The following is a 21,559-nucleotide window of genomic DNA, read 5'->3' as shown; positions in this document are numbered from 1 at the left end:
ATTCCCTTCTTTCTTTTTAAATCAACGCATCGATTGCCGCTTGCTCGATCGGCAACCCTGCTTGGTAACGTTGGGTAAAGACGGTGAACCCCTGAATGTCGGCTTCTGTCGGGGCTAACGTCACGCCGTGGTCATTTTTAAACACTTGATCTGCTAAGAATGCTGCCAAGGATTGTTCTGGCGTGTAACGGCGAAGGTATGCTGCTAAAAGGGCGATCCCCCAGGCGCCGCCTTCACCAGCCGTTTCCATGACCGTGACTGGGGCTTCCATGACAGCTGCCAAGACACGTTGGGCAACTTCTGGCGTCTTGAAGATCCCACCGTGACCAACGATTCGATCAATGGCGACGTCTTCGGCTTCCAGAATCTTCATCCCGATCTTCATCGCACCAAAGGCACTAAACAGATGTAAGCGCATGAAATTTGCTAAAGTAAAAGAACTCTCTGGCGATCGGACGAAAAGCGGCCGTCCTTCAGGGATCTTGGTGATATTTTCACCAGAATAATAGCCATAAGAAAGCATCCCACCACAGTCTGAATCCCCTTTCAATGCTTCGTTGAACAAGGTCGCAAACAATTCTTCCGTGGAAAGTTTTATTCCAGCTGCGTCGGCAAATTCGCGGAAAAGTTTGACCCAGGCATTGATCTCCGAGGTACAGTTATTCGTATGGACCATCCCCACCAAATCACCAGAAGGCGTCGTGACCAAATCGATCTCTGGATACACTTTAGTTAAGGGTTCTTCTAAGACGATCATGGCAAAAGCCGACGTCCCAGCTGAAACATTCCCGCTTCGCTGTGCCACACTATTCGTGGCAACCATGCCAGTGCCCGCATCGCCTTCTGGCGGACATAACGGGATGCCAGCTTGCAAAGTACCAGTTGGGTCGAGTTTTTTTGCCCCTTCTGCCGTCAATGTGCCGGCTGGTTCGCCTGCTGTCAACACTTGTGGCAAAAGGTCTTTGATCTGCCAAGGATACCCCTGACTGCTGATTTGTGCATCAAATTGCTGCAGCATATTCGCATCATAGTTTTTTGTCGTACTGTCGATTGGGAACATCCCAGATGCATCGCCGATTCCAATAACTTTTTCCCCTGTCAGCTGCCAATGGACATAGCCGGCTAAGGTAGTGAAAAAAGCGACCTCTGGGACGTGGGCTTCTTGATTCAAAATCGCTTGATACAAGTGCGCGATACTCCACCGCTGCGGGATGTTGTATTGGAACAATGCCGTCAAGGCTTCTTCTGCTTCTTCCGTGATCGCATTGCGCCACGTCCGAAAAGGGACCAACAGCGTGCCTTGCTGATCAAAAGCCATATAGCCGTGCATCATTGCAGAAAAACCGATACTGCCGATCGTCGTCAAAGGTACCTCGAATTGCTGTTGGATGTTGTGCGCCAACTCTTGGTAGCTGGCTTGCAGTCCTTGCCAAATCGCCTCTAGTGAGTAGGTCCAAATCCCTTGCTCCAATTGATTTTCCCATTCAAAGCTACCTGAAGCGATCGTCTGAAACTGCTCATCGATCAAGACAGCTTTGATCCGTGTCGAGCCTAGCTCGATCCCAAGAGACGTGCGCCCGTCAATAATTGCTTGCCTTACTTGTTGCGTCATCTTCTTATTCTCCTTTTTGGTTATTGACTGAACCGCGAACGATCAGCTCCGGTTCAAAATAAAAGCGTTGTGCTTCTGTTGCCTTACCTGTAGTGATCCATTGTGCCGCCAATTCCCCCATCGCTTCTTTCGGGTGAGTCAGTGTGGTGATCGTCGGTGTCGACAAGGTGCTAAGGGGCGAGTCATCGTTACCCACGATCGAAAAATCAGTAGGAACGTTCTTCCCAGCAGCCGTCAATGCTTGAATCAAGCGATGCGCGATCTCATCGTTGTAACAAACGATGCCTGTGACTTGATTATCGGCAGCCGTCAAGCGCTGGATCGCTTGTTCAATAACGGCTTCTTTCGTCTCCGTCGTATACGTCAAGACGTCTTCTGCTGCAAACGTCCGCTTGGCTTGGGTCAACGCTTTGACAAACCCTTTCATCCGATATTTCCCTTGTAAGTCATCGATTTTCGTGATCATCATCAACTGCTGATGCTGTTGCTCTAATAAATAATTGGTTGCTAAAAACCCAGAACGTGTATCGTTGACACAAATATGCGGCAACTCTAGTTCTTCGTAATAGGCATTGATCATGACGAGAGGAATCCCGGCTTCTTGGAGGGCGACATAATAAGCAAGATTCGGGTTGTACTGGCTGCTCTTCGTTGGCTCAACGATCAACCCGTCTACCCCTTGATCCATCATTTGCTGCAAGCACGCTCTTTCTTGCTCATGATCGTTGTTGGTTGAGCCTAAAAGCAGTGAATAGCCTTGCTCCCGCAATGTCTGTTCCACGCCGCGCATGATCGAAGGGAAAATATAATCAGACAAATAGGTCATGATGATCCCAATCGTTTTGCGGTTTTTATGATTGACAGTCTCAGGTTTTGAAACGTAGGTGCCTGAGCCCCGTTCTTTTCTTAAATAGCCTTCATTGACCAAAACAGCGATCGCTTGGCGCACCGTGTGGCGGCTATAATGAAATTCTTCCTGTAAGGTTGCTTCTGAAGGGATCGCATCGCCTTCTTGATAGGTGCCTAAGCGGATCTTTTCTCTTAAGATATCCGCAAGTTGTTCGTACTTATTCGCCATTTTAATCCCATCTTTCAAAAGTTGTCCGTACATCTAAGATACCAAGAAACCGCTTCCGTGTCAATTGTTGCTATACTAATTTTTCTGAAAAAGTAATAGAGAAAAAATTCCAAATGATCATTCACCTCGATTTTACTCATAATAAAAATAAATAAGATTAAATTTGTTGTATAATTGAATAAATAGTTAGTTATTTCTATGAGGGAGGCAAACACTTTGACGAGAAATATGAATGAAAATCGTGAGGCGCCAATCATTCTTTATTCAAAAAAATATCGAGAGAATCGCAAACACGAGGCTAGTTGTCGCTGGTTTATTACCAGTAAAGGTGTTTTGATAAACCATACCCATCCAAAAATCCCAGATGAAAAGATTCCCATGGCAAAAATTGCCGATGTGGAATTACATATAGGCAAAGGTCTCTTAGTGGACTACCTCCGACTGTGGGTACCTGGTGATCCTCATCTGCTTTATTTCACCAATCGAATCGATGCCCAAAAAGCCTATGATTTTTTAACCACTCGCCTTGCAGTACTTGGCGGGCAATCAGCGAAAAGTTACGTGGATGAAGAGGCTGGAAAAATCAAATTACTTTCCTATCATTATCGTGATGCTTGGATCATTGCAGAAGATACCCTCACGATCCTCGACTACAAAAAGAAAGAAAAGCAGGTTTTGCAGATTCCCCAGATCACCAGTGTCAATCTGAAAGAAGTTGCCGAATCTGGTCTTTGGAAAGGCAATGGCTTTTTAGAATTGTATATTGGAGGCGGGGCGATCAGAGAAACCCATTCTCGCAGAAGGACGGAACCAAACCACTCCCTTTGCTTTGCCGAAAAAGACCTGGTGATTGCTCGGATCATACAGCGCTACCTCACCAACTTCCCTCGGGAGCGGTCGGTCCCGTTAACGAACCCATCGCCGACGGAAGCGCTCATTGCTGAACTACGTGAACTAAAAGTATTGGTTGACGAAGGAATTCTGACTGAAGAAGAATTTGCCTTCAAGAAAAAACAACTGTTAAGATTATAGAAGCAATCGCTTCGGGAAAAAAGCCGCCCTCCTGCCATGCGAAGGCAGAGATTTCGGTGAAGGGCTGTGTTTTTTTCCTGAGAAAATTTTGAACGGTTTTTTTAGAACATGCTATACTAAATGAAGAATACGTAGAGCATCTCAAAGGAGGTCTTTCTCATTTTTTCTTTTAATGACATCAAAGCGCGTTTCCCCCAGGCAACGCTGCATGACAAAGTATCCACAACGAAGGACATCGAATCCATCGCTTTCGGCAAAAAATATATTTGGCTGCCAACTGACCAATTAAGTGACAGTGAAAAACTGCTGATCCAACTGGGAAACGGCTCTTTGCAACCAGAAATCGATAACCGAAACCATCCATGGTATCCGATTTTATTTGAACATCAGCCCGTTCAAGAGCCAGAGTGGATTCGCCTGCTGCAAGTTCATTTCACCCGACCCATCGACTCCTTGCAATCCGAATGGCTCGCAGAGATCCAGCAAATGCTCCCTAGCGTGGTGGATCTTTTTTTCCTCACCGAAGACCATGCGGTGATCGTAGAAAAACAAGATGGTGCCAATTTGCCCATCGAAGATCTTGACGGCTTATTCGTGGCTTTGGATATGGATTTCGACTGCTATTCTCAGCTATTCGTCGGTCCCTTCCATCACCCACGCCACGACTTCACTACCTTATGGACGAGTGAATCTACCCTGTTCAAAAATGAGTTAAAAACGAAAACTACCAGTAAAAGTATGGATCTGCCCAAAGTGGTCTTCTCTCTTTTTCGCAATGGCTTTTCCGAGTATATTTCCTTGTTCCGTACCTTGTATCTAGATTGGTTTGAAGAAGAGACCGAAACGATCATTCAATCACTGTGGCGCAATCAAGGCAATGCGAGTTCTACTGCCAAAGAACTATTTATGCATCGGAATTCCCTTCTTTATAAGATCGATAAGTTTCAAACACTGACGCGCTTGAATTTAAAAAATATGGATGATCTTTTGCTTTGCTATTTACTGATCGACCAATTCACCCATCAGAGCAATTAAACAACCTGCACAAGAAAACGTTTTTTTCTTGTGCAGGTTTCCGTTGCACATTCGAAGCGTTTTCATTTATGCTATTCATGTAAACTAAATGGAAAGAGGTAATCCCAATGGTAGAAATGGCCTTAAAAAATATCCACAAAAAATATGACAATAATGATGCGTATTCGGTAACTGATTTTAATTTAGATATCGCTGATCGCGAATTCATCGTTTTCGTCGGACCTTCTGGTTGCGGAAAATCCACAACCCTTCGAATGATCGCTGGTTTAGAAGATATTTCTGAAGGCGAATTGAGCATCGGTGGAAAAGTAATGAACGATGTGGCACCAAAAGACCGCGACATCGCGATGGTTTTCCAGAACTACGCATTGTATCCCCATATGACTGTTTTCAACAACATGGCATTTGGTTTGAAATTGCGTAAATACGACAAAGAAGAAATCAAAAAACGGGTAGAAAATGCCGCTGAGATCTTAGGATTAACAGAATACTTAGATCGTAAACCTGCTGCCCTTTCTGGTGGTCAGCGTCAACGGGTTGCCTTAGGCCGTGCCATCGTTCGTGATGCCAAAGTCTTCTTGATGGATGAGCCGTTGTCAAACTTAGATGCGAAATTGCGGGTTGCCATGCGTGCGGAAATCGCAAAATTACACCAACGTTTAGAAACAACGACAATCTATGTAACCCATGACCAAACAGAAGCGATGACCATGGCTGACCGGATCGTTATCATGAAAGATGGCTTCATTCAACAAATCGGTTCACCAAAAGAAGTCTACAACACGCCGAAAAATATTTTCGTTGCCGGCTTTATCGGTTCACCAGCAATGAACTTCTTCAATGTTACGTTGAAAAACGGCATGATCTCTGATGGACAAAGCTTGAACTTACGTATTCCTGAAGGCAAGAACAAGGTTCTTGTGGAAAAAGGTTACGAAGGAAAACAATTAGTCTTTGGTATTCGTCCAGAAGATATCCACAGTGAACAAATCGCATTGGAAGCTTCTCCTGAAGCAACTGTACGTGCTGAAGTGGTCGTATCTGAACTATTAGGTGCAGAAACAATGCTTTATACACGTGTAGGTGCGACTGAATTTATCTCGAAAGTTGATGCCCGCGACTTCCACCGTCCAGGTGAAACAGTTGATTTAGCTTTCAACATCAACAAAGCACACTTCTTCGATAAAGATTCAGAAAATGTCATCACACTTCCTTAATTTGTAGTTACCATGCACTGTTCTCGGATTTGCCCCCTAGGCAGTCGCATTTAACTAATATCCACTTTTATTCCTTATTTGTATCCCCCAAAAACAGACAGTCAGCCGACTGTCTGTTTTTGGGTTGCTTTTTTATTCTTCCTGAGGCACATAACGAGCGGCCATGGTTTGAATGATCGGTGTTTGCCGAACTTGAGTAAAAACGATTTTGACAGCAGACACGCCGACCGCTTCAAAGCTGATGATTTTTTGATAGCCGATCGTCACTATTTCGGTCAGTAACTGTGGTCCTTCTGCCGTTTGCAGAAAAATTTTTGCTTTTTCTACCCGTTGCCCATATTGAATCGCTTCCTTCAGTACAAGTGTATTGATGACGGCCGGTTCTGAAAAATGTAGGGTCAGCCATGGCCGTTTGTCTTCCAGGTCCGGTTTCCAATACTGGCCAAACGCTTGAGATAGTTGGAGCTTATCCATTCTGCTGGACACACTGGTTGAAGAGCTCGCAAACGTGCCGGTCCTTTCAGTCGTCACCTCTTTCAATTGTTTAATCGAGTGACCTAATTGCTGCAATGCCTTTTGATCCGTTGGATGGATCATACCATCCGGCATCGGCGGCACATTAAGTAGAAAAGAACTATTGCCCCCAACGCTCTGCTTGTAAAAGGACCAGAGCTCAGCGCCGCTTTTTACTTGTTGGTCTTCTGATGGATGATAAAACCAGCCGGGGCGAATTGATAAGTTGACCTCAACAGGGTACCAAGCCAATTCAGCAGCTTCTTTAATGCCGTACTTTTTCAGCGCTTGTCGGCTTCCTAAATCCATTTCCATACTGGAGATCGATTGCCGAAACGCTGTGCTATCGGCTTTTTGCGAATGACTCGCTGTTTTTTCAGCATCTTTTAATGCTGCTGGCACCACACTCCATTCTTGAAGTCTGGTTTGCCCCGCTTCGTTTCCTACCCAGCGGACATCCGGTCCGCAAATCGCAATCACCGCATTGGGTTGCAGCTCTCGAATCACTTGATAATACCGTTCCCAATCATAGTTTTGGCGTTTTCCATTGGGCCCTTCACCATTGGCGCCATCTAACCATATTTCGAATATATCACCATAATTGGTTAAAAGTTCTGTCAACTGCGCCGTATAAAAATCATCATAGGCTTGCCCCTTTCCATAACAAGCTTCATGCTGATCCCAAGGCGATAAATAAATGCCGAATTTCAGGTCTGCTTGACGGCAAGCATCAGAAAGTTCTTTCACTAAATCACCTTGACCATTGCGCCAGGGCGTTGAAGCGACTGTGAAAGCAGTGTGCTGGCTTGGCCATAAGCAAAAGCCGTCATGGTGTTTGCAGGTCAAAATGATTCCCTGCATACCGCTTTGCTTCATTGTGGAAACCCATTGATGACAGTCTAGCTTTTGCGGGTCAAATACCGTTGGCGACTCATTGCCGAGTCCCCATTCACGATTGGTCATCGTATTGAGACCAAAGTGGATAAAGCCATAAAATTCCAACTGCTGCCACTGTAGTTGTCGTTTACTGGGGCGAATCTGGGTAAGGTCTGCTGGTTCGATAATCTGTTCCTCCATTCTATGAGTTGTTTGCTGCTTTAAGGAAACAGATACAAGATCGATTCTTGACTATTTCCTTATTGGAAAAGATCCGCCGCCTTTACTGTACTTTTGCCACCTGTCCACTCACTGGCAAACGAAGTACAAGAACTGACCGAAGCAGCATTCAATCGACGGTTCTTCCCTATCAGGTGATCAAACTACTTTACGATAAAAAGAGTAGTGCTTGCTTGGGGGATTCGCAAGGCACTACTCTAAACAACATATTCAAACGCTGAAACACATAGCTCTTTTTTGAGCCTAGCGATCGTTTTGTAAGAGGGTCAGGCTGTCTGTAAGGACAGCTTCGCCATCTAACAGCTCGTAATCTGTTTCTTTGATTAATTTATATGGCACCGCTTTGACCATGAGAAAGTCTTTTAATCGATTGACTTCGTACTTCGACTGCGGACCGATCAACAAAGCATCGACTGTTTGTTGCTGCAGGATCTGTTCAGCAATGATGGCTGGTGCCGAATAGATATGCACAGCTAGCCCTTTTTCATCTGCGGCCCGCTGCATGTTTTTTACTAAGAGTCCCGTAGTGATGCCGGCGGTACAAATCAATAAAATCGTCTTTTGTGCTTGGTCCTCCATAAACAGGCCCTCCTACGAAATTTTCTTTTTCTTATTGTAGATATCCAACACGACGGCCAGCAGCAAAATCAACCCTTTGATGGCTTGCTGCCAATCGACACCGACTCCTAAGATCGACATCCCATTGTTTAAGACACCCATCACGAGACCACCGACGATCGCCCCCATCACGGTACCAATACCGCCTGAGGTGGAAGCACCGCCGAAATACACTGCGGCCATCGCATCTAATTCCATTGACGTTCCCGCTTGCGGTGTGGCTGCATTCAACCGAGCGGCTAAAACCAAGCCCGCCAAAGCTGCCATCATCCCCATGTTCACGAAGACCCAGAAGGTGATTTTCTTCGTCTTGATCCCAGAAAGTTCGGCTGCTTTTTTGTTGCCGCCGGTTGCATAGATTTGACGACCAGCGACGGTTTTGTTAGTCAAAAAGCCATAGGCAGCCACGATCACTCCTAAGACGATCAAAATGATCGGATACCCTTGATAAGAGGCAAAGATATAGGTAGCACCGAGAAATACGACCGCAGTAAAGACGGCTTTAAAGGCAAAGGCTGCCATTGATTCCACTTCAAAAAGATTTTTTTTGCGACGCTCACGGGTCCGCCATTGGCCTAAAATCAGGACGCCCGTGATCACTACACCTAAAATCATGGAAAGTAAATGGATCTGACCGCCTGCAATATCTGGCAAATACCCAGTAGAAATTTGTTGGAATGCCTTGGGAAACGGCGCCAAGGATTGACCGCCTAAGACGACTTGGGTCAGTCCTCGAAACATCAGTAAACCAGACAAGGTCACAATAAATGCTGGGATACCGACATACGCGACCCAGAAGCCTTGCCAGGCACCGATCACTGCCCCCATCAGTAAGCAAAGAGGCACTGCCAGCCAAGGACTGATGCCGTTATTGACCATTAATACGCCTGCAATCGCACCGACAAACGCCATCACGGACCCTACGGATAGATCGACGTGTCCTAACAAGACGACCAAAAGCATACCAGCTGCCAAAACGAGAATATGACTGTTTTGCAACACGAGGTTGGTGATATTCAGCGGCCGCCAGAAAATCCCATCGGTCATGAGCTGAAAGGCCACCAATAATACTGCTAAGATAATGATCATACTGTATTTACTAAAGATTTCCAGTGCCTTTTCTTTCAGCGAATGGCTGCGTTCTTTTTTTAATTTATTGGTTGTTTCCATCTCAAACCCCACTCTCTTCTAATGTCATTAGATTCATCAATCGTTCTTGATCCGCCTCTTCCCGTAACACTTCGCCCGTGAAGCGGCCTTCGTTCATCGTGTAGATCCGGTCGCACATGCCTAATAGTTCTGGCAACTCCGAGGAAATGATACAGATGGCTTTGCCAGCTGCTGCCATCTCTTCGATGATCGTATAGATTTCGTATTTCGCCCCGACATCGATCCCACGGGTCGGTTCATCTAAAAATAAGATGTCTGGTGTGGTCATCAGCCATTTTGCCAAAACGACTTTTTGCTGATTCCCGCCGCTCAAGCTGCCGACGTTTTGATAGATTGAATTGGTTTTGGTCCGCATTTTTTTGCGGAATTCTTCTGCCATCGTGACTTCTTTTTCTTTATCGATGACCCCTTGGCGGCTGATTTTGGCAAGACTAGCAATGGTGGTATTCTCGCGAATATCCATCAGCAGATTCAAGCCCAGCGCTTTTCTGTCTTCCGACACATAGGCTAGCCCATTTTTGATGGCGGTTGGCACGTCTTTGACAGAAATCGGTTGGCCGTCTTTATAGACTTCCCCCGAAATCGAACTGCCGTAGGAATGACCGAAGACGCTCATGGCAAACTCAGTCCGTCCCGCACCCATCAAACCGGCGATACCGATGATCTCTCCTTTGCGGATCATCAAGTTCAAATTTTCATTCACCACACGGGTATGGTCGATTGGATGATGGACCGTCCAATTTTTGACTTCAAAAAACGGTTCACCAATAGTGGGGTTCCGCTCTGGGTAGCGATTGGTCAAGTCTCGCCCAACCATGCCGCGAATGATGCGCTCTTCAGAGATTTCGGTGCCCCTAAGCGTCTCGATCGTTTGCCCGTCTCGTAAAATCGTGATGCGATCCGCCACATTGACGATTTCATTCAGCTTGTGGGAGATAATGATCGAGGTGATTCCTTGGTTGCGAAACTCTTTGATCAGCTCTAACAGATTGGCACTTTCTTCTTCATTCAACGCCGCGGTTGGTTCATCTAAAATCAACAATCGGACGGATTTTGAAAATGCTTTGGCAATTTCCACTAGCTGTTGATGCCCGACACCGATTTGTGAAACCAGCGTATTCGGGTCTAATTTCAAGCCGACGATCTTTAAGAGGTTGTCTGTTTTCTTTTCGGTTAGATCCCAATCAATGATGCCGTGTTTGGCTTGTTCATTTCCTAGAAAGATATTTTCTTTGATCGAGAGGTAAGGACTTAAGGCTAACTCTTGATGAATAATAACGATTCCTTTGTCCTCACTGTCCCGCAAATCTTTGAACTTGCATAACTCCCCTTCATAATAGATCTCTCCGTCATAGCTGCCGTAAGGATAGAGTCCGCTTAAGACATTCATCAGCGTGGACTTGCCGGCGCCATTTTCTCCACACAGTGCGTGGATCTCTCCTCGCTCGATCGAGAGGTTGACGTTATCAAGGGCGCGAACCCCTGAAAACTCTTTGACGATGCCTTTCATCATCAAAATATTATCTGCCATGTTCTTTCACCCTTTTCCTTTTTATGTAAAAGTGAACCGATCCGTTTGTAAGAAAAGCGGAAAGAACGAATACTGGGGATGATTCGTTCTTCCCTACTGCTTTCGGGGAAACTAGCATCTTTTCTCGCTGGATCTGTACTTCTTGCTTAAATGCCTAGCTCTTCTTCTGTATAGTAATCGGTATCGATTAGTTCTTCTTTGTAGTTGTCGCTATCCACAGAAACGGGATTTGACAAATAGGTTGGTACGACTTTGACGCCATTATCATAGGTTTCCGTATCGTTGACCGGGACTTCCTCGCCATTGGTGATGGCTTCGATCATTTCGATCGTGTTTTTCGCTAACACCCGTGTATCTTTGAAAATCGTTTGGGTCTGTTCGCCCGCGATGATCGATTTCACCCCTGCCACCGTCGCATCTTGACCGGTAATCACAGGTAGTGGTTTATCGGAAGAACCATAGCCAACGCCTTTAAGCGATGAAATGATTCCTAGGCTGATTGGATCATAAGGTGAAAGAACGGCATCCAATGTTTGATCCGTATAGTTGGCACTCAACAAGTTGTCCATCCGAGCTTGCGCAGTTGAACCATCCCAACGCAAAGTAGCGATTTGGTTGAAGTTGGTTTGACCAGAAGGAACGACTAGCTGTCCGCTGTCAAAGTATTGTTGGAAGACCGAAAGGACCCCATTATAATTGATCAGTGCATTGTTATCATCTGGAGAGCCGCCGAATAATTCAATGTTAAATGGTCCTTCACCGTCTTTGAGACCCAATTTGTCTTCAATATAAGACGCTTGCAGCACGCCGACTCCAAAATTATCAAAGGTGGCATAATAATCGACGTATTCCGAGTTCATCAGTAAACGGTCATAGGCGATGACTGTGATATCTTCGTTATGGGCTTTTTCCAACACGTCTGTCAGTGCCGAACCATCGATCGAGGCGATCACTAAAGTATCAACGCCTTTGGTGATCATATTCTCAATTTGTGCCACTTGGTTTTCTACTTTGTCTTCTCCATATTGCAGGTCAGTTTTATAGCCGAGCTTCTCTAATTCTTCTACCATGTTGTCGCCATCTGCGATCCACCGTTCTGCCGATTTGGTCGGCATCGCGATCCCAACAAATCCTTTGTCTCCGTCACCGTTTGCCCCGCTGTCTGATCCATTCCCACAAGCTGCTAACAATCCGCCAACCAATAAGGTGGATGCTAGGACGACCAATTTACCAAAAGTACCTTTCATTGTGATCCCTCCATGTCTTTTTCTTACATTCTCAGTATAGCCAGTTAAGGAATCGCTTACATTTAGATTTTTTCGAGGTTTCTTGGATTTCTTGAGAAAAACGACTCAGTTGCCCCCATTTCTTTTCGTAATCTTGGATTTTTTAAGATTCCCTTGGTTTTTATTTGATTTGATATTTTGTGTAAAGCGCTTCCGTATTTTTTAGTAGAATAGACCATAGAGGTGAAAAAAATGAGGAATATAAAAATTGGGTTGTTCGTCTGTTTGTTTCTAGCTTGCTTGTCTGGTTGCCAAGCAAACAAAGAAACAACCACTGAAACAGCGGAAGAAAGTATCGTGATCGGTTTTTCTCAATCGGGAACAGAAAGCAGCTGGCGCAAGCGCCACACCGAATCGATTCGCACTGAATTAGAGAAGGAAGGCTATGAAGTGCTCTATCGTAACGGCTATATGAATCAAGAACGTCAGATTCAAGATATCCGCAGTTTTATCGTGTATCAAGTCGATGCCATCGTCTTTACCCCGATTCAGGAAAACAATTGGGAACCGATTTTGGAAGAAGCTGCGCAAGCGGGGATTCCCGTTTTCGTGGTGGACCGTCATGTCAACGTCAGTGATCCCTCCTTGTTTCTGACTCATATCGGGCCAAGCTTCAAAGCCGAGGGCAATCGTGCGGGTCTCTACGTAAGCAATTATTATAAAGAACATCAAAATGAAACGATCAATGTTTTAGAATTGACGGGACTAGATGCTACGTCTCCGACGTATTTGCGCTCAGAAGGGTTCCGAGAAACCATCAAGCGTGATTATGCCCACAACAATGTAACGATCCAAGTCAAAGATGAGCTAAATGGTGACTTCATTCGCCGCAAAGGCAAAGAAGTCATTGAACAATACATCGCAGCAGGCAAAATGGAGCAGATCGATGTCTTGTTCAGTCACAATGATGAGATGACGTTGGGTGCCCTAGAAGCCCTCGAAAAAACCGATATTGAGCCAGGGAAGGATTTGGTGATCGTATCGATCGATGCCCAAAAAGAAATGATCGATAAATTGAAGCAAGGAGTGGTCAATTGTGTCGTTGAATGCAACCCAGATGCTGGTGTGTTCGTCAAAAATGCCATCTCGCGCTACTTGGCTCGTGGCGCCGATGCCATTCCTCGTGAAATCTATGTCCATGAAACAGTTTTTTCCAGTGACATGGATTTCAATCAGATTCCGCCGAGAAATTATTGAGGGGATGAAGATGAAAACAAAAAGTATCAAGGGCATCTTTCAACAGACGAATAAACTGATGATCCTCGTCGCCTTTATTCCCCTCGTAGTAAGCAGTGTCTTTTACTCGCGGCAGATTTTCATTTACCAAAACACCATCAACAATATTGAAGAAGCCAATCAACTATCGGAAAAAGTCGATGCCATTGTCTTGGAAGAAATGTGGGATTTAGTCTTTGGTCAAAAAACCGTCGCACAAGTACAAGAAACCAATGTGATCGATGAACTAAGGAGCGATCTGCAACACATCCAAGAAAATACCAGCACTGCCAAAGAGCTCAATATTTTAGCAGTCGCCTTTCGGACGCTCGATTCTTTAGAAACCTATCAGCAACAGTTGATCGACAATATTCTCCAGGATGAGCCGGTGGAAAAAAACCAATACGTCATGATCCAAGTGGATTCGGTGATCGATTTGCTATCCGATATTTTGCAGCAATTCGTCGGGGTAGAGATCAGCTTAGCCAGCCAAACCAATCACGAACTGGTCCAATCCGTGTTGCTGCTGATCCTTTTTCAAGTCGTGTTGCTTTTGATCATCTTTGCGATCATCAATAAAAACCGGCGCTTTGTTCGAGATAATTTGCAATACCCGCTGGATCGGTTGTTAGACCTTTCCAATGAACTATCCCAAGGACATTTGAGCTACCGAGCAGAACTGCCCGAGACCCCAGAGCTGCGGACTCTGACGAGTAGCTTGAATCGAATGGCAGATGACTTGACTCGGCTCTTGGAAGAAAATGCCTTGAAGCAGTATCACTTAGCCCAAAGTGAGGTGCGGGTCTTACAAGCCCAGATTACCCCACATTTCATCTATAATAGTTTAGATGCGATCGTTTCTTTGATCGAAGCTGCCCGTTACGAGCAAGCAACGGAAATGACCTATGCGTTGTCGGATTTTTTCCGCATCTCACTAAGCAAAGGGCAAGACTGGATTCCGCTAGAAAAAGAATTGCGGCATGTGGACGATTACTTGAAGATTTTACAGATCCGCTATGGCAGGATGCTGTCTTACACCATTGAAGATCAAACCGTCAGTCCAGAACTACAGGTCCTGAAAATGGTCCTGCAGCCCCTTGTTGAAAACGCCGTATATCATGGCACCAAGTTTGTCCGTCGTGTCGGCATGATTCGAATCACAGTGTCAGAATTGCCTCACCAGATTCAAATGACCATCAGTGACAACGGCGTTGGGATCGACCCTGACCGTTTGCAGGAGATTCGTCGTAACCTTAAAGAAACCACCGACCCCGACTCTGAGAGCGGTTATGGCCTTTACAACGTCTATCGCCGCCTCCAGCTGAACTACGGCAACGAAGCGCAACTGACGATCCACAGTCAATACCAAGAAGGCACCACGATTACCGTCACAGTACCAAAAAGGGAGGAACCCAACCATGTACAAAGTGTTCATAGTTGAAGATGAACATCTGATTCGCGATAGTTTGCGTCACCAAATCATGACTCTTGCCAAACAATACCCGATCGTTTATAGCGATGAAGCCGCCGATGGCGAATTGGCGCTGGCTTCGATCCTTGATCTGCGTCCGGATATTATTATCAGCGATATCAAAATGCCGTTTATGGACGGCTTGGTCTTTGCGAAAGAAGCCAAGAAATTATTGCCGCAAGTTCGTATTATTTTTGTTAGCGGCTTTGATGATTTTGACTATGCAAAAACGGCACTGCAGCTGCAAGCAGACGATTACTTACTCAAGCCCATAAAAAACGAAGAATTAGAACAAGCCATCAAAACCGTCGTTCAACATTTAGATGAACAACAAACCACTCATCAGCAATTATCCAAAGAAGACGATTTATTCGAAATGGAAATCAAAAAAAATCACTTTCTGAATCACCTCTTTAAACAAAAGATCACGATCTCAGAAGCCTTTTTGCAAGCAGAAGATCTGGGACGGCGCTTTTCAGGCAAACAGTTTTGTGTGCTGTTAGCAAAAACCCCCTTCAATCAAAGTTTTTCTGACTACACTCGCTTTAGCCAGCAGCTGACCAAAGCCTATGAGCAAGATGATGCCGTCTTGTTCTCCAGTGTGTCCAGCCGCTTCATCAAGTTTTTACTTTTTGACCACGACCGAGAACAAGTTTTAGAAAAAGCCTATCAGATCGCTCAAAGCCTCGTTCATGGTTCTGGGGAAGAAGTAGCAGTGGCGATCGGACCGGTAGCAGATCGCTTCTCGGGTATCTCTCTTTCTTATCAGAAAGCTCGCGACATGCTAAAAACCTATGGCAGCATCCGCAAGGAAAAAATCATCAGTTATGAAGACGACATTCGCGAAGGGGAACTATCCCCCACCAATCCCTTCAAAACCGACCTTGCTTCACGGCTGGCAAATGCTGGGAAACAGACGATCCCTGAGCTGATCGCTGAATTGATGGCGCCTCAAGGAACCGTTGAGCGAACGCAAATGTACCGTTTGTTCGTCTTAGTCGAACTGCTAGCATTGTTGAAGAAAAAAGACAGTCATTCGCTGCCCCAGATCGTTCAGCACGCCCATGACTTAGATTATCTAGCGGCACTGACCCATGAGCCAGAGAACTATCAAACGACTTTGGCAGAACTGTTGCCATTATTGACTAAACAACCCATCAATCCTGCAATGGCGAAATATCAAAGCGTCATCAATCAAGCCAAAGCCTTTATCAGTGAGCACTTTTCTGATCCTAATATTTCCTTAAATGTAGTTGCTGAAAAAGTTCATTTGAGTCCAGCACATTTTAGCACCATCTTCTCGCAAGCCACTGATTCTACGTTTATCGAATACTTGACCGAGCAACGGTTGACCTTAGCTAAGGAACTGCTGTTAACGACCAATCTGCGGCTATCTGAGATCGCCTTTGATGTTGGCTACAATGACCCAAATTATTTTTCCTTTTTGTTCAAAAAGAAAGAAAAAATCTCACCGAAAGAATACCGTCAAAAAAATGCCTAGATGAGTGAATGGATGGATGCAAAAAAAGAGCGAGGAACAGCAAAATCGTCCTCACTCTTTTTTATTTTCTACCTCATTCAGTTATTTCTTCTCCATAGCAGCTTTTAAAGCAGCTGCTAATGGGCTTTCTTGCGGTTCTTCTTGATTGATTTTGTTCATCAAGCGGCGTTCTTCGTGTTTCGACAGCTTTTTGCTGCGCTCTTTTTTATCCGCCATTTTTTCGGTGGTCCCATCGAATTTACAGCGGAAATAGGCGCCATTTTTGCCCTCAATGATCTCCATCTTTCGGTGACATTGCGGGCAACGTCGGTTCGAAACTTTCGGGTCTTTCCGACGACGGTACTTGCAAGTGCCACTGGAGCAAACATAGATCTTGCCATCACGGGTATTTTTCTCCCGCAATGGTTCGCCGCATTCGGGACACCGTTTTTGGGTCAATGAGAAATCTTGGTACTTGCTTTCGCTTTGCTTGATTTCTTTGACCAGTTGTTTGGTGTCCGCTTCGATTTGTGCGAGGAAGGTTTGGGCAGAATAGGTGCCTTTCGCGATGGCTTCCAGTTCCTTCTCCCATTTTTCCGTCAATTCTGGTGTCACTAAGGATGGATTGACTAAGACTAACAGCTGCTTGCCTTTTGGCGATACTTGCAAGCCGCTTGGGGTCCGCTCCATCAGCTCAGATTTGATCAGCTTTTCAATGATCTCCGCACGGGTTGCTGGCGTGCCAAGACTGTGTTTTTCCATTTTGCCTAAAAGAGTTCCTTCATTCGACGGTTTCGGTGGTGTGGTCAACTCTTTTTGGATGGTGAACTCAGGCTTGACGGTACTGCCTTTTTGCCAAGCCACATCACTGGTTTCTTCTTCAGAAGTCGTTTTCCATCCCGCTTCTAACACGGTATTGCGGTTGAATACAAAGGTTTCTGAACCAAAGGTCACGGTCACTTTCTGCTGCTGCTTTTTATGGGGTTTCGCAAAGAGCATCAAGAAACGACTAACGATCATTTGATAGATCCGTTGTTCATCGGTAGTTAATTTTTCATACCGTGCCCGCTGTTCCGTTGGCAATAAGGCATGGTGATCGGTAACTTTTTTATCATTGAAGACAGCTTGCTGCACCACTTGTCCGCCGTTTTTCAAGTATCCTTTGACTTCTGGGGCAAAATCCGCAACTGCCTGCAGGCGTTCCTTCATGGTTGCCTTCATATCATTGGTCAAATACTTGGAATCCGTCCTTGGATAAGTGACGATCTTGTGGGTTTCATACAAGCTTTGAACAAGCGACAAGGTCTTCTTGGCTGAAAACCCATAACGCTGATTGGCTTCTCGTTGGATCTCGGTCAAATCGTAGGGCAGTGGTGCACTTTCTGTTTTGACCTTTTCTTCGATCGCTGTCACGCGACCATTTTGTTGACTCATCTGTTTGACCAATGCTTCGGCATCGCTGCGTTCTTTTAATTGATAAGGATTTTTTTGCTGCAGGCGAGCCTTGGCATCGCCTACGTTTAGGGTAATCACATGATAGGTTTGCGGACGGAAACTCTCGATCTGCATTTCCTGACTGCGCACCAAAGCTAAGGTAGGGGTTTGGACCCGACCCGCACTAAGATTGTCTTGATATTTGACCGTCAATGCCCGCGTGACATTCAATCCTACCAGCCAGTCGGCTTTTGCCCGTGCAAGGGCGGAGTAGTAAAGATTGTCGTAGTGCTTGGCTGACTGCAATTTTGCAAAGCCTTCTTTGATGGCTTTAGGGGTTTGCGAAGAAATCCACAAACGTTTGACTGGTTTGTCAAAACGAACCCACTCCAAAATCCAGCGAGCGACTAGCTCCCCTTCTCTTCCCGCATCGGTAGCGATCACGACTTCCCCGACATCTTTTCTTTGAGCCAATTGTTTGATGGCTTTTAGTTGATGACCGGTTTTTGGCAACGGCTTGATCCCGATGGACTTAGGGATCATCGGTAATGTTTCCATCTGCCATGATGCCCAGTCTTTATTTAGATCTTCAGGCATTTTCAAGCCCAATAAATGACCAAGGGCCCAAGTAACGATCGCCTTGGGTCCTTCGTAATAATTTTTATGTTTTTGCTCACAGCCCAAAACTTTGCTGAGGTCTTTGGCAACGCTTGGCTTTTCCGCTAGAATTAGTTGTTTCATAAAAATCTTTCCTGCTTTCATCGACGACTTGCTGATATTCTTTAAGCAATGCCAGTCCAATATATTGTTGGAGGTAATCGTCGCATTCTTCGCACCAGCGTTCGTCTTCTTCATTCCAAAAAGCCGTCATAAAGTTTGATTTTGCATTTATGTACGAATACTCTTCTCTGATTTCTTGCCATTTTTGTTCATAAAATGACTGCGCCTCGCTGAAAGTTGCAAATGTGAACGCCTCTTGAATATCTGACTGCCATCCCTCAAAAAACCACCACGGTTCATTGTCCCCATACATGACTACTACTTGATACATTCCATTGCTCCTTTCACGATTCCTTCCTCATATTAGTCACTTTTACTTAAACTTGCAAGGAATAAGTTTCAGCATTTAAACATCGCTTAAAGAATTCATTAACCCTTCGTTTTTTTGTACGTTTTATCAGTTGCTTAAGATTACATCATTTCTATGCCCTTATAGTCTAGCACAGAAGTTTCCTGTTGTGAATATAACAGTAAAAGATTAAAAAAATAGCAAACAAGATTTATTTTAACCTCGCAAAAAAATTTTTATCTGTGATGGATATGCTACAATAATGGCAACCACGAAACTGCTAGGAGGTGCCTCATGTATCTCGAACAAATCACTTTTCCCGATCAAGAAACCGAGTTTGATTTTTTCCTTTCTATCCAACGGACTGTCTATGATTCTTACTACCCTTTTCAGATTCTCAGTGCCCGCCGTTTTCAGCAGATCGATTTTGAACCAATCACGATTTTATATGGCGGTAATGGTTCTGGCAAAACCACTGCATTGAACGTGATTGCCGAAAAGATCCACGCTCAGCGCTTTGCTGCGTATAATCGGTCGAATTTTTTCGAGGACTATCTATCCTACTGTTCTGTTCGTAGCAACGACGAACCGCAAGAAAAAGTCCTTTTGACCAGCGATGACGTCTTTGACTTCATGCTGGATATTCGAAACTTAAATCAAGGGATCGATCATCGCCGAGAAGAAGTGTTTCAAGAATACTACCAAGCAAAGTATGCGGACTTTCGTTTCACAGGTTTTGACGATTACCATGAATTGAAGAAAATCAATCTCGCACGATCCAACACACAATCCAAATTCACCCGCAAGCACTTGATCGACAACGTCCGAGAATATTCCAATGGTGAAAGTGCCTTTCGCTTCTTTCAAGAAAAAATTCGTCCCAACAGTCTTTACTTATTAGATGAACCAGAAAATTCTCTTTCTGCTGAGCGTCAGCTGGAACTGGTGCAGTTACTGGAAGATTTTGTTCGCTATGAACAGTGTCAGTTCATTATTGCTACCCATAGTCCTTTCGTTTTATCTTTAAAGGAAGCCAAAATCTATGATTTGGATCAAACGCCCGTCGATGTTCGGAAGTGGACCCAGTTAGCTAGTGTCCAGCAGTATTACCATTTTTTTCAAGCACATCAAGCCGAATTTGATGATCGATCATGACCAAAGTAAACCATTTTCCGCCAAAGATTTCTTTTGGTGGCTTTTTTCCGTCGCACTCACACAAAGACCAAAATCAAATTGATCAGCGCAATACAGAAGGCGACCACTCCCGCAATTTTGCCCCACTTGACTTCTGCTTGGTTATACTGATCGGAATGCCCCGCAATCTGAGAGGACAAAAAGTAGAACTTTTTAAAAACAAGCAAATACCCGGCTAAACCCAATAATACGGCTAAGGCAAGATGGTTGATTTGGCTTGAAATGACCTGAGTCTGATGAAGCATCACCACCCCTACGACACTAACGACAAACCCCCATTTCATGAGATTGGCTTTTGTACGATTCATGCTCCTCCTCCTTTCTTTTAAAAATGACAATACATCAAAAACATTCATTTTCCGACTAAATTATAGAATATTTTGAATAAAAAAATAAAATCCAAGAACTCGTAAACGAATGTTCTTGGATTTTTATCAATCAAAAAAGATGATTACTTGCTGGCTAATCACCACCAGCAAAAATTTCTTCTTTATTATAAATCGGTGTATGTTTTTTCAAGTCTTCAAGGGTTCCTACTTGTCTCCCTTTGGAGTAAAAACCATCTAACAAGCCTAAAGATTGGAAAATCGTTTGCTTATAGGCAATTTCCGCATTCCATTCCGTGGTATCTAGTATTTGCAAAGCTTTATGGATTGCTTCGATGCCAGATGCTCCTGGCGCACTGATCAGTACCCCATGACTGTTGAGGAGTAACATATTCGGTAAGGCGAGTTGTTCTTTTTTCATATAATCAGAAACTAATTCTGCTAATTCTGGTGAGCAATTAGGTTCAAAGTCTAGTACAGGAATATAGCCAATTTTTTGGGTCGCTTCCGTTAAGTTAGGCATATCCAATCCGGCGGTTGCCCAAAACATCGAGTGAGGAGAATGGGCATGTAAGACTGCTTTTATCGCTGGATTCGTATCATAAACCGCTTCGTGTAAGTTGATTTCTCGTGTCAGCTGACCTACCCCATCAATCACCTTTCTCGTATGAGGCTCAACGACTAAAATCTGGGCTGGTGAGACTTCTCCTAAATAGGCTTCTGACATCATAGTTGGTGTCATAATAATGTATTCTTTTCCAGTTTCATCGGTTGTTTTAAAAGAAAAATTACCGCCTGCAACATTTGTATTCTTCCTGGTAAAAATCAATTTTACGATTCGTGCTAAATCTTCCCGTTCTCTTTCAAAAATCATCCGTCCATCTGACATATTCAAGACCACCTTTTTTATTTTTCAAACGTTTTGTTGCGTAAGATTGTTTGAACAGCTTCTCTTACTTTGGCTGCTTCTTCCTCTTTTTTCTTTTTCCGTTCATCGTATTCTTTAAAAAGTACTGGACTGCCATATTTATACACACAGACTGCTAGACCAATCGCTACGACATTAAATAGGTACTGTTGTGTCACCAAAGCTAAGAGATAGCAGCCAATTGCTAGAAAAAGAAGCAATTGCCATTTTATTTTTTCGCTCTTTCCCATTCCT

At 44.6% G+C, this 21,559-nt stretch carries 19 protein-coding genes; 7 read left to right on the top strand and 12 right to left on the bottom strand.

Translation table 11 applies throughout. The features are described from left to right. Positions 1 to 16: 16 nt before the first annotated feature. Positions 17 to 1,612 carry a xylulokinase gene (locus IGI78_RS02155; RefSeq protein ID WP_195265350.1) on the bottom strand — a complete coding sequence of 532 codons (1,596 nt, stop codon included), beginning with the start codon at positions 1,610 to 1,612 and terminating at the stop codon, positions 17 to 19. 4 nt (positions 1,613 to 1,616) lie between these two features. After that, on the bottom strand, positions 1,617 to 2,723 hold the full coding sequence (locus IGI78_RS02150) for a GntR family transcriptional regulator (RefSeq protein WP_369907762.1): 1,107 nt from the start codon (positions 2,721 to 2,723) through the stop codon (positions 1,617 to 1,619). A 165-nt stretch (positions 2,724 to 2,888) separates the two neighbouring features. On the opposite strand from IGI78_RS02150, the gene IGI78_RS02145 reads away from it, so the two are divergent. The 3 genes from IGI78_RS02145 to IGI78_RS02135 all read left to right on the top strand — a co-directional run bounded on the left by IGI78_RS02145 (position 2,889) and on the right by IGI78_RS02135 (position 5,974). After that, positions 2,889 to 3,722, top strand: a complete 834-nt coding sequence (locus tag IGI78_RS02145) for an SHOCT domain-containing protein (protein WP_195265354.1) — start codon at positions 2,889 to 2,891, stop codon at positions 3,720 to 3,722. Positions 3,723 to 4,052: 330 nt separating this feature from the next. Beyond that, positions 4,053 to 4,757 carry a helix-turn-helix domain-containing protein gene (locus tag IGI78_RS02140; protein WP_229045560.1) on the top strand — a complete coding sequence of 235 codons (705 nt, stop codon included), beginning with the start codon at positions 4,053 to 4,055 and terminating at the stop codon, positions 4,755 to 4,757. A gap of 107 nt (positions 4,758 to 4,864) precedes the next feature. Beyond that, the gene (locus IGI78_RS02135; protein WP_077453935.1) at positions 4,865 to 5,974 is read left to right on the top strand and encodes an ABC transporter ATP-binding protein; all 1,110 of its coding nucleotides are present in this window, start codon (positions 4,865 to 4,867) and stop codon (positions 5,972 to 5,974) included. 132 nt (positions 5,975 to 6,106) lie between these two features. On the opposite strand, the gene IGI78_RS02130 is transcribed toward IGI78_RS02135, so the two are convergent. The 5 genes from IGI78_RS02130 to chvE form a co-directional block, all read right to left on the bottom strand. Beyond that, positions 6,107 to 7,564: an alpha-L-fucosidase gene (locus tag IGI78_RS02130; protein WP_229045562.1), complete on the bottom strand. Its 1,458-nt coding sequence runs from the start codon at positions 7,562 to 7,564 to the stop codon at positions 6,107 to 6,109. Positions 7,565 to 7,846: 282 nt separating this feature from the next. Further along, on the bottom strand, positions 7,847 to 8,182 hold the full coding sequence (locus IGI78_RS02125) for a PTS sugar transporter subunit IIB (protein ID WP_008376144.1): 336 nt from the start codon (positions 8,180 to 8,182) through the stop codon (positions 7,847 to 7,849). Positions 8,183 to 8,194: 12 nt separating this feature from the next. Further along, positions 8,195 to 9,391, bottom strand: coding sequence for a multiple monosaccharide ABC transporter permease (mmsB, locus tag IGI78_RS02120; protein ID WP_077453936.1), 1,197 nt, complete (start codon positions 9,389 to 9,391; stop codon positions 8,195 to 8,197). A gap of 1 nt (position 9,392) precedes the next feature. After that, the gene (gene mmsA / locus IGI78_RS02115) at positions 9,393 to 10,922 is read right to left on the bottom strand and encodes a multiple monosaccharide ABC transporter ATP-binding protein (protein WP_430618259.1); all 1,530 of its coding nucleotides are present in this window, start codon (positions 10,920 to 10,922) and stop codon (positions 9,393 to 9,395) included. A 146-nt stretch (positions 10,923 to 11,068) separates the two neighbouring features. Then, the gene (gene chvE, locus IGI78_RS02110) at positions 11,069 to 12,169 is read right to left on the bottom strand and encodes a multiple monosaccharide ABC transporter substrate-binding protein (protein WP_005231478.1); all 1,101 of its coding nucleotides are present in this window, start codon (positions 12,167 to 12,169) and stop codon (positions 11,069 to 11,071) included. A 231-nt stretch (positions 12,170 to 12,400) separates the two neighbouring features. Between chvE and IGI78_RS02105 the strand changes: the two genes are divergently transcribed. Genes IGI78_RS02105 through IGI78_RS02095 form a run of 3 tightly spaced genes read left to right on the top strand, consistent with a single transcriptional unit; the run spans position 12,401 to position 16,395 of the window. Next, entirely contained in the window at positions 12,401 to 13,405 is a 1,005-nt protein-coding gene (locus IGI78_RS02105) for an ABC transporter substrate-binding protein (RefSeq protein ID WP_195265356.1), read from the top strand. A 10-nt stretch (positions 13,406 to 13,415) separates the two neighbouring features. After that, the gene (locus IGI78_RS02100; RefSeq protein ID WP_430618256.1) at positions 13,416 to 14,864 is read left to right on the top strand and encodes a sensor histidine kinase; all 1,449 of its coding nucleotides are present in this window, start codon (positions 13,416 to 13,418) and stop codon (positions 14,862 to 14,864) included. Next, positions 14,842 to 16,395, top strand: a complete 1,554-nt coding sequence (locus IGI78_RS02095; RefSeq protein WP_430618254.1) for a response regulator — start codon at positions 14,842 to 14,844, stop codon at positions 16,393 to 16,395. Before IGI78_RS02100 ends, IGI78_RS02095 begins: the two co-directional genes overlap by 23 nt. A gap of 81 nt (positions 16,396 to 16,476) precedes the next feature. On the opposite strand, the gene IGI78_RS02090 is transcribed toward IGI78_RS02095, so the two are convergent. Then, a complete protein-coding gene (locus IGI78_RS02090; RefSeq protein WP_195265366.1) occupies positions 16,477 to 18,549 on the bottom strand; it encodes a DNA topoisomerase III in 2,073 nt (690 codons plus the stop codon). Beyond that, positions 18,482 to 18,859, bottom strand: coding sequence for a DUF1033 family protein (locus IGI78_RS02085; protein ID WP_005227251.1), 378 nt, complete (start codon positions 18,857 to 18,859; stop codon positions 18,482 to 18,484). The genes IGI78_RS02090 and IGI78_RS02085 overlap by 68 nt, the downstream gene beginning before the upstream one ends. 312 nt (positions 18,860 to 19,171) lie before the next feature. Here IGI78_RS02085 and IGI78_RS02080 point away from each other — a divergent pair, with 312 nt between their 5' ends. Continuing rightward, positions 19,172 to 20,032 carry an AAA family ATPase gene (locus tag IGI78_RS02080; RefSeq protein ID WP_430618251.1) on the top strand — a complete coding sequence of 287 codons (861 nt, stop codon included), beginning with the start codon at positions 19,172 to 19,174 and terminating at the stop codon, positions 20,030 to 20,032. A 56-nt stretch (positions 20,033 to 20,088) separates the two neighbouring features. Here the strand turns inward: IGI78_RS02080 and IGI78_RS02075 are convergent, their stop codons facing one another. From IGI78_RS02075 to IGI78_RS02065, 3 genes are all read right to left on the bottom strand, one after another. Then, positions 20,089 to 20,379, bottom strand: coding sequence for a hypothetical protein (locus IGI78_RS02075; RefSeq protein ID WP_225582108.1), 291 nt, complete (start codon positions 20,377 to 20,379; stop codon positions 20,089 to 20,091). 154 nt (positions 20,380 to 20,533) lie between these two features. After that, positions 20,534 to 21,286, bottom strand: coding sequence for a class II aldolase/adducin family protein (locus IGI78_RS02070; protein WP_010748701.1), 753 nt, complete (start codon positions 21,284 to 21,286; stop codon positions 20,534 to 20,536). Between the two features lie 17 nt (positions 21,287 to 21,303). Continuing rightward, positions 21,304 to 21,555: a hypothetical protein gene (locus tag IGI78_RS02065; RefSeq protein WP_008376154.1), complete on the bottom strand. Its 252-nt coding sequence runs from the start codon at positions 21,553 to 21,555 to the stop codon at positions 21,304 to 21,306. Positions 21,556 to 21,559: the final 4 nt, after the last annotated feature.

Source organism: Enterococcus sp. DIV1767, assembly GCF_050542585.1.
Lineage (GTDB): Bacteria > Bacillota > Bacilli > Lactobacillales > Enterococcaceae > Enterococcus_D > Enterococcus_D innesii.
Note: the sequence above shows the minus strand (reverse complement) of the source record. Positions and strands in the feature narration are given on the sequence as shown.

Bases quoted from the DNA above. Each gene is read 5' to 3' on its own strand.
- IGI78_RS02125 (WP_008376144.1), bottom strand. From the start codon at position 8,182: ATGGAGGACCAAGCACAAAAGACGATTTTATTGATTTGTACCGCCGGC.
- IGI78_RS02105 (WP_195265356.1), top strand. From the start codon at position 12,401: ATGAGGAATATAAAAATTGGGTTGTTCGTCTGTTTGTTTCTAGCTTGC.
- IGI78_RS02085 (WP_005227251.1), bottom strand. From the start codon at position 18,859: ATGTATCAAGTAGTAGTCATGTATGGGGACAATGAACCGTGGTGGTTT.
- IGI78_RS02150 (WP_369907762.1), bottom strand. From the start codon at position 2,723: ATGTACGGACAACTTTTGAAAGATGGGATTAAAATGGCGAATAAGTAC.
- IGI78_RS02155 (WP_195265350.1), bottom strand. From the start codon at position 1,612: ATGACGCAACAAGTAAGGCAAGCAATTATTGACGGGCGCACGTCTCTT.
- IGI78_RS02130 (WP_229045562.1), bottom strand. From the start codon at position 7,564: ATGGAGGAACAGATTATCGAACCAGCAGACCTTACCCAGATTCGCCCC.
- IGI78_RS02070 (WP_010748701.1), bottom strand. From the start codon at position 21,286: ATGTCAGATGGACGGATGATTTTTGAAAGAGAACGGGAAGATTTAGCA.
- IGI78_RS02145 (WP_195265354.1), top strand. From the start codon at position 2,889: ATGAGGGAGGCAAACACTTTGACGAGAAATATGAATGAAAATCGTGAG.
- IGI78_RS02095 (WP_430618254.1), top strand. From the start codon at position 14,842: ATGTACAAAGTGTTCATAGTTGAAGATGAACATCTGATTCGCGATAGT.
- mmsB (WP_077453936.1), bottom strand. From the start codon at position 9,391: ATGGAAACAACCAATAAATTAAAAAAAGAACGCAGCCATTCGCTGAAA.
- chvE (WP_005231478.1), bottom strand. From the start codon at position 12,169: ATGAAAGGTACTTTTGGTAAATTGGTCGTCCTAGCATCCACCTTATTG.
- IGI78_RS02075 (WP_225582108.1), bottom strand. From the start codon at position 20,379: ATGAATCGTACAAAAGCCAATCTCATGAAATGGGGGTTTGTCGTTAGT.
- IGI78_RS02080 (WP_430618251.1), top strand. From the start codon at position 19,172: ATGTATCTCGAACAAATCACTTTTCCCGATCAAGAAACCGAGTTTGAT.
- IGI78_RS02100 (WP_430618256.1), top strand. From the start codon at position 13,416: ATGAAAACAAAAAGTATCAAGGGCATCTTTCAACAGACGAATAAACTG.
- mmsA (WP_430618259.1), bottom strand. From the start codon at position 10,922: ATGGCAGATAATATTTTGATGATGAAAGGCATCGTCAAAGAGTTTTCA.
- IGI78_RS02065 (WP_008376154.1), bottom strand. From the start codon at position 21,555: ATGGGAAAGAGCGAAAAAATAAAATGGCAATTGCTTCTTTTTCTAGCA.
- IGI78_RS02090 (WP_195265366.1), bottom strand. From the start codon at position 18,549: ATGAAACAACTAATTCTAGCGGAAAAGCCAAGCGTTGCCAAAGACCTC.
- IGI78_RS02135 (WP_077453935.1), top strand. From the start codon at position 4,865: ATGGTAGAAATGGCCTTAAAAAATATCCACAAAAAATATGACAATAAT.